This window comes from Paraburkholderia sp. BR14320 (assembly GCF_040948665.1).
Lineage (GTDB): Bacteria > Pseudomonadota > Gammaproteobacteria > Burkholderiales > Burkholderiaceae > Paraburkholderia > Paraburkholderia youngii.
The window spans coordinates 1-10,540 of sequence record NZ_JBFPKG010000094.1; the positions used below are offsets into that span (position 1 = coordinate 1).

General features: G+C 58.0%; 9 protein-coding genes and 2 pseudogenes. 9 read left to right on the forward strand and 2 right to left on the reverse strand.

Translation table 11 applies throughout. From position 1 onward, the window contains the following. The 3 genes and pseudogenes from AB3X89_RS37840 to AB3X89_RS37850 form a co-directional block, all read left to right on the forward strand. Positions 1 to 138, forward strand: a pseudogene (locus AB3X89_RS37840) (IS3 family transposase); the annotation flags it as partial. Then, positions 135 to 398: pseudogene (locus AB3X89_RS37845) on the forward strand (IS110 family transposase); the annotation flags it as partial. The pseudogenes AB3X89_RS37840 and AB3X89_RS37845, both read left to right, overlap by 4 nt. A 289-nt stretch (positions 399 to 687) precedes the next feature. After that, positions 688 to 1,122 carry a transposase gene (locus AB3X89_RS37850; protein ID WP_368587757.1) on the forward strand — a complete coding sequence of 145 codons (435 nt, stop codon included), beginning with the start codon at positions 688 to 690 and terminating at the stop codon, positions 1,120 to 1,122. A gap of 357 nt (positions 1,123 to 1,479) precedes the next feature. Here the strand turns inward: AB3X89_RS37850 and AB3X89_RS37855 are convergent, their stop codons facing one another. Together AB3X89_RS37855 and AB3X89_RS37860 are read right to left on the reverse strand one after the other, a co-directional pair. Continuing rightward, positions 1,480 to 1,764: a transposase gene (locus AB3X89_RS37855; RefSeq protein ID WP_368587758.1), complete on the reverse strand. Its 285-nt coding sequence runs from the start codon at positions 1,762 to 1,764 to the stop codon at positions 1,480 to 1,482. Further along, the gene (locus tag AB3X89_RS37860) at positions 1,748 to 2,071 is read right to left on the reverse strand and encodes a hypothetical protein (protein ID WP_368587764.1); all 324 of its coding nucleotides are present in this window, start codon (positions 2,069 to 2,071) and stop codon (positions 1,748 to 1,750) included. Before AB3X89_RS37860 ends, AB3X89_RS37855 begins: the two co-directional genes overlap by 17 nt. 741 nt (positions 2,072 to 2,812) lie before the next feature. On the opposite strand from AB3X89_RS37860, the gene AB3X89_RS37865 reads away from it, so the two are divergent. The 6 genes from AB3X89_RS37865 to AB3X89_RS37890 all read left to right on the forward strand — a co-directional run bounded on the left by AB3X89_RS37865 (position 2,813) and on the right by AB3X89_RS37890 (position 9,238). After that, positions 2,813 to 3,016 carry a hypothetical protein gene (locus tag AB3X89_RS37865; protein WP_152854895.1) on the forward strand — a complete coding sequence of 68 codons (204 nt, stop codon included), beginning with the start codon at positions 2,813 to 2,815 and terminating at the stop codon, positions 3,014 to 3,016. Between the two features lie 117 nt (positions 3,017 to 3,133). Continuing rightward, complete coding sequence (locus tag AB3X89_RS37870) at positions 3,134 to 3,355, forward strand: hypothetical protein (protein ID WP_368587759.1); 222 nt, start codon at positions 3,134 to 3,136, stop codon at positions 3,353 to 3,355. A gap of 413 nt (positions 3,356 to 3,768) precedes the next feature. After that, complete coding sequence (locus tag AB3X89_RS37875; protein WP_368587760.1) at positions 3,769 to 4,764, forward strand: radical SAM/SPASM domain-containing protein; 996 nt, start codon at positions 3,769 to 3,771, stop codon at positions 4,762 to 4,764. 2 nt (positions 4,765 to 4,766) lie between these two features. Further along, positions 4,767 to 6,623, forward strand: a complete 1,857-nt coding sequence (locus tag AB3X89_RS37880) for a RiPP maturation radical SAM C-methyltransferase (protein WP_368587761.1) — start codon at positions 4,767 to 4,769, stop codon at positions 6,621 to 6,623. A 33-nt stretch (positions 6,624 to 6,656) separates the two neighbouring features. Next, entirely contained in the window at positions 6,657 to 7,829 is a 1,173-nt protein-coding gene (locus tag AB3X89_RS37885; protein WP_368587762.1) for a radical SAM protein, read from the forward strand. Continuing rightward, complete coding sequence (locus AB3X89_RS37890) at positions 7,826 to 9,238, forward strand: hypothetical protein (protein ID WP_368587763.1); 1,413 nt, start codon at positions 7,826 to 7,828, stop codon at positions 9,236 to 9,238. The genes AB3X89_RS37885 and AB3X89_RS37890 overlap by 4 nt, the downstream gene beginning before the upstream one ends. Positions 9,239 to 10,540 lie beyond the last annotated feature (1,302 nt).

The following is a 10,540-nucleotide window of genomic DNA, read 5'->3' on the forward strand; positions in this document are numbered from 1 at the left end:
GCCGTTGAAATGGCGACGCTCGAATGGGTGGACTGGTTCAACAATCGTCGGCTCTTCGGCCCCATCGGCAATATTCCACCTGCCGAGGCAGAAGCCGCTTACTATGCAAATCTCGCTGAGTCTGTCACTGTGGCATGACGCAAGCAAAACGGTCTCCGGAAAACCCGGGGCGGCTCACTTGGCCCGGCAGTAACTGGCTAGCGAGGAAAGCCGCCGCTGCAGGACATGAGGTCCGCATTGTTCCTGCACAGTTCGTCAAGCCATTCGTCAAGTCGAACAAGATTGATCTAGTCGACGCAGAAGCCATTGCTGAAGCGATTTCGCGTCCCACCATGCGATTCGCGCTGCTAAAGACCGACCCACAGCTCGACTTACAGGCGCTGGACCGGGTGCGGCAACGGCTCGTCTACAACAAGACCTCCGTCATCAATCAGACGCGTACGTTTCTCCTCGAATACGGCCTTACGCTTCCCGCTGGAGCGGCTTACTTTATCCGCGACATGCCGTCGGATCTCTCAGACGACCAGAATGGACTGACGCCAGCAATGCACAGTTTGCTCGAACAAGTTGTGGCAGGAATACCGTGCCATTCAGGCGCGCCTGCTTCTGATTCGGCGCCAGATCGAATCTATTGCGAGCGCCGACGATGCAGCCACCCGATGGACACTTGCGCCTGGCATCGGCCAGTTGACAGCGACGGCAATTACCGCGTTTGCGGGCACCGGAACGCAATTCAAGTCCGGTCGCCATCTCGCGGCATGGCTGGGGCTCGTGCCCGGGAATTCTCCACAGGCGGCAAACAGCGCCTATTTGGTATCAGCAACGTGGAAACTCATATTTGCGCAAGCTGCTGCTGCATGGTGCTCGCACGTGCGTTCTGCATCTGGATCGAACCAAAGATCATCTCGGTGTCTGGCTGAATCAGATGGAGGCGAAAGGAATACACCGCAACAAGCTTATCGTGGCGCTGGCCAACAAACTTGCGCGCATTGCGTGGGCTGTCCTCACACGACACGGCTCTCTGAATTTGCGACAACCGCAACAGCAATAGGAGACTTTGCGCCCCCTTCCAAGTTTGCTTGCCTGCACCTGATGACGAAACAGCGCAACGGCGCTCGGTAAACCCAGCTCAAAAAAACCGGCCTTTGAGGCCGACGAAGCTTGTTGGGAACCGGGCGTGCATATCCCATCATGGCCTTGCCGTCAAAAGCGGCTGACTCGCGAGAGGCCGGATACATTTACGCAAACTGCTTCGTTTGAAAGTGCCTGCTCGCAAAGCCGGGGCGGACCATACATCTTTTCGGTACGCCACCTCCGCGCGCAGATACACGAGCTCCTTGAGTAGTTCTTCGCGTGATCGCGCATCGGTAGGTTTCTCTTCAACAGGCAGGTCAGGCCGGGTCTCGGGCATTTTTTTGGACGCCCTCGTCGGCGGGGCATCAGAGCATCTATACCGCCCTCATCATACAGGCGGGCCCATTACGAGACCCTGGCGGGATCGCGGATATCGTACAGAGCAGTGACTTCGCGCAGGGAAAGCCCGTCACGCGACATGCGCCTGAGCACCTTCAGCCTGAAGTGAACGCCGTATTGGCTGCGCTTAGGGCAAAGAGCTACGTAGCCGTGCAAACGATAGGCATCAACCCAGCGGCGAAGCATCGAGTAGTCGATCCCGTGGCGGGCTGCCAGTACTGGCAGCCCAATTCCCCCGCGCAAATACGTTTTAATTAACGTCAGTTTGAACCGCTTATGGTGCTTCGCCATGAAAAACACCCAAAAGGTTGGATCCGTGTCCAACTTTTGGGGTGCAGTTCAGGGTGCGGGCCTCCATCTGTAACTGTTGTGCACGCGCCAGTCGATTAAGAGTCGCTAAAGCAACTTGGACATCAAGCCATGGACACCAGATCTTGGCGATCATTCCTCGAGATTGCGCAGGCCAAACGAATAAACCACATACCAGCGTACGCACAGCAGGATCGTCCAGCGGATAGTGCAGTCGCTTGAGAACCTTGCCGATGCCCGGCGGCAAGGCCTTGCGCGGTGTTTTCGTCCCATGCCGTTCGTCATTCACGATCGAAAACCAATCTTACTCCGATCGCGTTAGTGCGACAAATCCTCGACAGAGCCTCATTTCGCCACCAGGCAGTGAACAGCAGGTTGATGTCGCTTAATATTGTTCGATGTACGACAAGGTTGAGACATTTGCGACAGGCGATTCCACCGATTAGTCGTATTACCTCGCTTTCCGTCTGGCGCGGCTATTGCTCGTCAGTTGCAGACGTCCAACTCACCGGGGGTTGAGGATGCGAGTATGCAGTTTTTCGATTTGAGAATTGTTGCTCTGCTCTCAAATTCCAGCGCCATAAGACGGACGTGGGACGACGTTTTGCGCGTGCCAATGTAAGGGGCTGGGGGTGTTTCGGTTCGTCGTGATGTTTCAATGTTTTCTTAGACTTCCAGGAGCAGACGAATGGGTGAACAGGGCGTGGTATTACCCCTCAATGAAGATCAAGTCTGGCAGATTCACTCGATGACCGGACAGCACGTGGCTTCTATGAGAGTTGTCGCTGATTTTCAGGGAGTGCAGCGTAGTCAGGGACTGCACGGCGTGCAGAGACCGCAGGGGTTCCAACGTGTGCAGGGCTTCGGGCACCAGGGCTTCCGGGGTGCGCACTGAGCGAGCGCTAAAACGTTGATTAATTTAGCGACACGCAGTCGGCGGCAAGGTCGCTACGTGTGGAGTACTCTGCACAATGGGAAGTGCAAATGCCGCCCAACCAGGAAATGTTCATTCGACCATGAGGAAATGAGAATGAGTAATGATATGGCTATTAGCATCGATGGAATGCAAGGCAACGATTCCTCGTCTGAGTCCGCGCAAGCAAAACAAGCGAAGGCGTTTCTGGCTCAGCACGGCGTCCAGATCACCGACAAAGTCGCTGCCCCCCTTCGTAGTAAGCCGTTTGGAGGCGGTGGCAAGCTGCGGCAGTCCGTGCTCATTCATATCGATGTCTGAGTGAAAATCGATACTGCGTTTCAATCTCACGCGCAGCGTCTTTCCATCGGTACGCGCATTCGATCGCCTGCGAACTCGAACCGGTAAAGCGCAGGCAAAACCATGAGGAATGAAAAAATGAGCAATGACGTGATCGTCGATCTCGAAAAGGCCCAACTGGCAGCCAAATCGTTAAAAGCGAATCCGCCGTCCGCTTCTGCGATTTCGGTCGACCCCAAGGCCTATCTGGCGCAATGTGGAATCCAAATCAGCGACAAGGTCGAAGCAATGATTCGTTCGAAACCCGTCGCGGTCGCGAGCAAGCCGCGGCACGCCGCGATTATCCATATCGACGTCTAATCGAATAGCAGGAGCGGTACGGGGCAGTTTTCGAGCGCCGCTTGTTAGTCGAGGCTCTCGCCGATTCGCAACGAACTCGTCCATTGAACCAATGAAATTGCACCGGTCTAAAGTTGCATGCGCAAAATCAAATTCAGTGAAGGCGAGCGCGAAGAGCTGATGTTGATGCAGCGCAGCCTCACGATGGCCCTCGGCCTGGTGAGGCGTGCGCGGTTGATCTCGCCTGCGCGACGTGATTGTGCGTGGTTTATTCGATGGTACTAAGGAGTCTCGACAGAAAAGCTCATGAGATACACCCGTCAATACACCAAGCGGGTGATCCCGTTGAAATGGAAGTATTGTAATCCATCGCGGCGAATCCGAGTCAATTCGGCTGGTTCAGTGGACTGTTTCGTATATCCGCGAGAACGCCGATGAAGAACGATCCAGTCGCCCTTGTCATCAATGTCACATTGCGCTGTCCATTGAACTGCGCTCACTGCTGCTACTCGTCGGATATGGCAAAAAGAGGGCACTTGTCGCTCGATGATGTCAAAGCCGCGATTTCACAGGCTGCGGCCGCATACATTTTCGACGCGGTTCATTTCGTCGGCGGCGATCCGCTCCTGCATCCGGAGCTCGTTCGTGAGGCAATCGAGCACGCGGCCGGGCTAGGCCTGCGCACGGGCATCACCACGAGCGCGTTTTGGGCCAAATCCCGTGAGCGCGCGCAGGATGTGGTGTCAACGCTCAAGGCGGTGGGCCTCTCGGAGGTAACGCTCTCGTACGACGATGCCCATGCGCAATTCCTGAAGATCTCACACATCGCTAACGCCGTCTCGGCAGCGATCGACACAGGGGTGAAAGCGAGAATTGCCGTGGTGATTGAGCCCGATTCAAAGATGACAGCCGAGTCGTTGCGCACTGCCCTAGCGCTTGACGATAGCGTTCAAATCTACGAAACGGCGATCAATTCGACGGGACGCGCCGCCGACATCGAGGCCGACCGGGCCGAACTGCGCAAGCGCTGGGAGTATGCCTATCGTGGACCGTGCACGTCGGTTCTCCGCAATTTTCAGGTCAACCCCGAAGGAAACGTGTATCCGTGCTGCGGTGTACTGCCTCATAGCGAAAGCATGGTCGTAGGGCACATTCGAGAGGGCGGCCTGAATCGCGCGATATGGCAAGCCGATGACGATGCGCTCCTTCAATGGATCGGCAGCGAGGGCCCCGTGGAAGTGCTCGTCCAGACAACCGCGGACGATCCGGTCCCGCTCGAACGGGAAGACTTCGACGGCGTATGCACGGCATGCGACCGCCTGTACTCGTCGATCCATTTGCTCTCGCAAGCCCGAGCGTTCGCCGAGCGGCGAGACAAACCGGTCAAACTCACGACGCGGCGTCGTCGAATAGCCACGGCGCGGGGATAACAATGGACGTCTTGCTATTATCGGCGCCGGTCGTGTCGGTAGTGCGCCCCTCCGCTGCGCTGGGCTTGCTGCAGGCGACTCTGAGACGCGCGGGCCTGAGTGCGTCGTCGCTCTACCTGAACCTCACATTCGCGCAGTGGATAGGACTCGATTTGAATGAGTGTCTTGCCGGCGGATTACCCAGTCACTTGCTGATCGGCGATTGGTTCTTCGCCGAAGCGCTCCGTACGGACCGGATTCGCCCTGTGGATCAAACGTACGAGCGTGAACGCCATAGTGCGCTCGACAAAGCAGGTATCGGCGATCTCGACGCACTGCGTGGCCAATACGCGCAGGCCTTCGTGCGTTTCGCGGCAGAGAAAATCATGGCGTCTCGGCCGCGCGTAGTGGGATTCACAACGATGTTCGAGCAGACGGCCGCTTCGCTCGCGATCGCCGCTGCCGTCAAGGCTTCGAGTCCGGACACCGTCGTCTGCTTCGGCGGAGCGAATTGTCATGGTCCAATGGGCACCGTGCTCCGCGAGCATTTCCCGCAAATCGACTACGTTTTCACCGGCGAGGCCGATCAAACGTTCGCACCGTTTGTCAAGGAACTTCTGCAACGAAACGCCGCTCGGCACGGCGCCGAATTTTCGCTCGCGCCGCGCAATGGCGTCGTCGCCACCAGTCCGACTCGGGATTTAGACGAACTGCCCGTTCCGGATTACAGCGATTACTTTGCCCAACTATCCGAGTTGGAGGAGCACTATAGGGTGCGCCCATCCATCCCGTTCGAATCGTCGAGAGGTTGCTGGTGGGGGCAAAAGCATCATTGCACCTTTTGCGGGTTGAACGGCGAGGGCATGACTTTCCGCGAGAAATCACCGAGCCGCTTACTCGACGAACTCGAAACGCTCGTTGTGCGGCATGCGATAGCGCGCATGGCAGCAACCGACAATATATTAAGCCCCAAGCATGTTGCGAACGTCCTCGAACCGATGGTAGGGGAGCATCGCGGGCTCAACTTGTTTTACGAGATTAAGTCCAACTTCGACGAAGAGAAGCTGAGGACCTTGGCACGCTCTGGAGTGACGTGGGTTCAACCGGGCATCGAGAACCTCTCGGATCCGATTCTCCGGCTGATGAGAAAAGGCGTGGATCGTTTGCTGAATGTCCGCTTGCTCAGAAATTGCCGCGAACTCGGCTTGGGCGTGATCTGGTCGATTCTGTACGGATTTCCGGAGGAGCCTTCCGAGGAATACGATGCCGCAGCCGAAATCGTACCGTTGCTCGAGCACTTGCAGCCCCCGGTCGCGTGCGGCCGCATCCGTCTCGATCGATTCAGCCCGAACTATGAACAAGCGGAGATGATCGGTTTTCGTTCGGTCCGTCCGTTCAGGTCCTATGCTGAGATCTATCAGATCCCTGATGAAGCGCTTTCGAACCTCGCTTATTTCTTCGACGGCGAGGCCCCCTCGTCTGCCACCGAACTGGATTTGGAAAAGCTGCGCACGGCTGTCAAGCGTTGGCGTGCGCGCTGGTTCGACGAGCCCGAGCCGCCTGTGTTGCGTGCGTTCCCGATAGACAGTGGCTACTTGATCGAAGATTCCCGCAGCGTAGCCTGCGAACCGTTTTATTTTGCCAACGAAGCTGAAGTAGCCGTGCTCGATTTATGCCGCTCGCCTCGCGTCGACAAAGACCTCGAAAAATTGGCGGCTCGTCTGTCGGACGGCGCGGTCGAGTCCGCGTTGGCATCGCTGCGTTCCCGAGGATACTTGCTGCAGCATGGGCGGCGCTCGCTGTCTCTACCCGCGATGGCCGGAAAGGAACAAGTCGATGAGCAAGCACGCGCGGATTTTCCGTTCGGCTATCTCGCGTAGTGTTGCTTAGCGCCTGTCCATAGGAGGCCGACAATGACCGTGGAAGTAAGACCGCTGGGCGACAAATGCAACATCCAATGCAAGTACTGCTATCAGCAGGCCGCTCGCGAGAGCCAAACACGCAAACCTCAGTATGACGTCGACGCCGTCATCGGCAAGCTCGAAGAAATCGGCGTGCCGTTCAGTCTTTTCGGCGGTGAGGTCATGCTGACCAAGCGCTCCGATCTGCGACGCCTGCTCGAGTTCGGCTACGATCGTCACGGAACCGTCGGCATGCAGACGAACGGCACCTTGGTACGAGAAGCCGATCTCGCGCTTTTTTCCTCCTACTCGGTAAACGTCGGAGTATCGATCGACGGCCCCGGAGAAATGAACGATGAGCGCTGGGCCGGCACGTTGATCTCGACGCGGCGGGCGACGGCGATGACGGAGGCCGTCATTGAGCGGCTCTGCCGCGATGGTACGCCCCCGAGGGTCATCGTTACCTTGCATCGGCTCAACGCGGTGGGCGAACGGCTGACGCGGCTTTGCAAGTGGCTGCAGTTTCTTGATCGGCTGGGGGGCGAACGCGTGCGATTGCATTTGCTCGAACGAGACAACGCGGAACAGACCGCACACTTGCAAATGACTGTCGAAGAACAGTTGATTGCCATGCGGACGCTACGTGAACTGGAAGCATCGCTCGCGTCGATTCGTTTCGATGTCTTCAAGGAAATCGAGGCAATGTTGAGAGGCCACGATTCGGCCGCGGCGTGCGTATTCCATGCTTGCGACGCCTACTCGACGCGCGCGGTCATTGGTGTGGAAGGCGACGGCACACCTTCCAATTGTGGACGAACGAACAAGGAAGGGATCGCCTATCTGCCGGCACGGCGTCGAGGCTTCGAACGGCAATTGGCGCTGTATGAAACGGCTCGATCGGACGGCGGCTGCGCAGGCTGCCGCTTCTTCTTGATGTGCAAAGGCAATTGTCCCGGCACCGCGATCGATGGGGACTGGCGCTTGCGATCGAGCGACTGCGCCGTCTGGTACGGACTGTTCGAAGATGCCGAGCGCGGGTTGGCGGCCGGCGGGAGGCCACCCCTGAGCGTTTCAGCGAGTCGAATACGCCTCGAATCAATGATGATCGACGCATGGTCCGTCGGGGAGGAGCCTTTGCTCGAAGATTTGCTGGACGATGTGCGCGACGAGGCGCCTCGATCATGAATGCATCCGCGATATCGCTGAACTGGCCGAGGCTGCTTGTTCCGCAAACGGAAATGGCTATGGATACGCATAGGCACCTGTCGGCCCACGCGCGGGCGCGTGTCAATTTCACAAGCCAAGAGGCGCAAGCCCGATGGGACGCCAGTTTCCAACGCTCCGCGCAAGCGACGCTGTCGACCGAGCTCGAAGCCGTTCGGCGCGGGATCGTGGGGGCGACGCTCGTTTGGGCGCCATTTGCGTCGCTGCAGGCGGTACTCGACCATGCGAAGCACGCGGACTTATTGGTATCGGTGCGCGAAACCGCACCGGACGCTCTACTGCACGTCCCGGTGATGCAGGACGGCACAGAATGCGACGCTCGCGAATTCGCTGTTTACTGTCTCCTGATCGAAGCAAATCGGAAAGATGGCCCACAGGAAACATCGCTCGATTCCATGTCTCCTTCACTATTGCTCGACCGGGGATTCCCAGCCTGTTGCGCGCAAGCGTGGTCGCAGGCACTGAACGCCGGCTGGCGCGATGCGATCGCGAAGACACTGGCGGAAAATGGACCGATATCCCCGCTGGCAGCACTGGCCGCGCTAGGAATAGGACCACTGCGTCACGTGCCTTGCAGCCCCACCTGTACTGCGTCGAGCCACGCCGTATCGCACTTCTCCGATTTGGCAAAGGAAATCGGATTTGCGGGAGAGGCTTCGCTTTGGGAAACATGGAGCGACATGCCAACGCGCGCTACCGTCCGCTCGGGCATCGTCGAAGTCACGACACCCGAATGGCGCTTCGCTTACCGCGCACCGGGGCGAGTTGCACGGCAGGCGGTGGCCTTGGCCGGCCCCCGTAGGCGGTGGTATGCCTCGCCCGCGATCGCACAGTCCATACAGGAATGCTGCGACGGGCAATTCGCCGATGAATTTGCAAGGAGATCTCGTTGGAGCACGGTGGTTTGGGAACAATCATCGTTGCTTGCGCGAACCTCCGGCCCCGTTGTCCACCTCGATTGCGGAGAGGGTTTACTCCTTGAACTCGCCGCACTTATGCGGCCCTCGCGTGAGATAGCGGGAATCGACCCATGGCCCGCCCTCGTGTCGAACGCGCGCGAGCGACTGGGCAACAGCGCGGCGCTCGCGATAGGGGACTGGATCACGAAACACGGCGCGCTGGTGCAATTTCGGGCACGGGCAGGGATGGTTCTGCTGGACCCTGAACGCCTGGCCGATACTTCGATCGAAAACCGGCAAGAGCTTTTTACAGGGTTAGCCGCCATGCGAGCGGATGCCATCGTTATAGTCGCAACGGATCGCGCGCTCGCTCGTTTTTGCGATATCGACCACCTTGCTGCGGCCGCGGGACTCCGGGTCGATGCCGGGCATGCTCGGCGGGTCTCAGCAAGGGTCGTGGGATTCATATAGGCGGTAGCCGCTCCTCAGGCGGTGAGCGCTATGGGCGTTGAATGATCACCGCGGCAATTTCTGCTCTCCCTTTCGCGCGCGAGGCTTTCCGCGATCCCTGGCAACTGATCGGCGATCCGAAGCATATCGCCACGCTTCCAGGCGTTCATTGTCTTCGTCAGAATCGCAACTAACCGTCCATGCTCGCAACATGTTTCTCCATGAGCTCTTTCTTCATGCCTTCAGACGAGCACCGAGGCATCAAAGCACAGAAATATGAATGGCGCGCTCCCTTGAGTTTTGCCTTGGCGTGCACGATGCGCGATCGCCGCAGAAATCGTCGGGCTCCAAAGAGTCGCCATAAATGCGCAGGCATGTCACGCGGATTGTTGAATGCGTCAATATTGGAAACATCGACCGGCCGATGGCGCCGGGAGGCCTTCGGTTTTTGGTGGCAAGCAGCGCGCGGTACAGCGGGCGCGACTACCTGAGCGGATCTAGAAATAGATGCACGGGGAAAATTTCAAGGTGGGTAGCGCGAGTTTCCGCCCGTGGATTGCATGCTTTTCCTGTAGTCGACGAAACGGCAAACTACCATGGAATTGCGGCGAGACGATACGACGCCTTGACGCCGACGAAAACGGTGCGAATTGAACTCACGCCCTGGGTGCTCTAACTCGAGCGGCTCCTCGATGGCCGGCGCCAACCGCGTCTGAGGCGTTGCTCTTGCCGACACATAAGCTACGAATCGTCGGTTTTGGATGGCGCGGCGAGGCCGTTTCGGGCTGCGTTTTTCTCTGCACGCACCCTCGGAGCACTGACAAAACTGACAGAAGGGAGGGGTGCCGGGTTTGCGGCGCGCGAGGGCTAATGTATCGCTGCAGAGCGATGCGTTTATGTGTGTCGCTCGTTCGATGTGGGTCCGCTTTAGCCATCTGGGAACTGCGCAGATCCCTCCAAACAGGTTTCCTACGCATTCCGAGGAAACATAGTCGCTCGTTAGTCTCATGCAGTGCAACTGGGTGGTCATGCCGCATCAAAGGGTGCATCACTTTGATCATCCGCTTTGCAATGTGGCATCAACCGAATAGGCCGCGGCGTCGAGAGCATCCGATCCGATAGTGCGCGCGGTCGACGACGGCGCTGTTCGAAATAATCTTTCATCAGCCTGCAAGGGGGGTGCGTTTCACGACCCCTAGCAGGATGCGGAAATACCCCCGCCCGGAATCGACCTTCCACGATTTGAGCGCCCACCGTCGCTAAATCTTTCGCATTGTGCAATTTCAACGCGCATCAACCTTTTTAAAGCACTGTGAGGCCGAC

Excerpts from the sequence above, each read along its gene's own strand:
- AB3X89_RS37875 (WP_368587760.1), top strand. The coding sequence starts at position 3,769 with ATGAAGAACGATCCAGTCGCCCTTGTCATCAATGTCACATTGCGCTGT.
- AB3X89_RS37870 (WP_368587759.1), top strand. The coding sequence starts at position 3,134 with ATGAGCAATGACGTGATCGTCGATCTCGAAAAGGCCCAACTGGCAGCC.
- AB3X89_RS37880 (WP_368587761.1), top strand. The coding sequence starts at position 4,767 with ATGGACGTCTTGCTATTATCGGCGCCGGTCGTGTCGGTAGTGCGCCCC.
- AB3X89_RS37890 (WP_368587763.1), top strand. The coding sequence starts at position 7,826 with ATGAATGCATCCGCGATATCGCTGAACTGGCCGAGGCTGCTTGTTCCG.
- AB3X89_RS37865 (WP_152854895.1), top strand. The coding sequence starts at position 2,813 with ATGAGTAATGATATGGCTATTAGCATCGATGGAATGCAAGGCAACGAT.
- AB3X89_RS37855 (WP_368587758.1), bottom strand. The coding sequence starts at position 1,764 with ATGGCGAAGCACCATAAGCGGTTCAAACTGACGTTAATTAAAACGTAT.
- AB3X89_RS37885 (WP_368587762.1), top strand. The coding sequence starts at position 6,657 with ATGACCGTGGAAGTAAGACCGCTGGGCGACAAATGCAACATCCAATGC.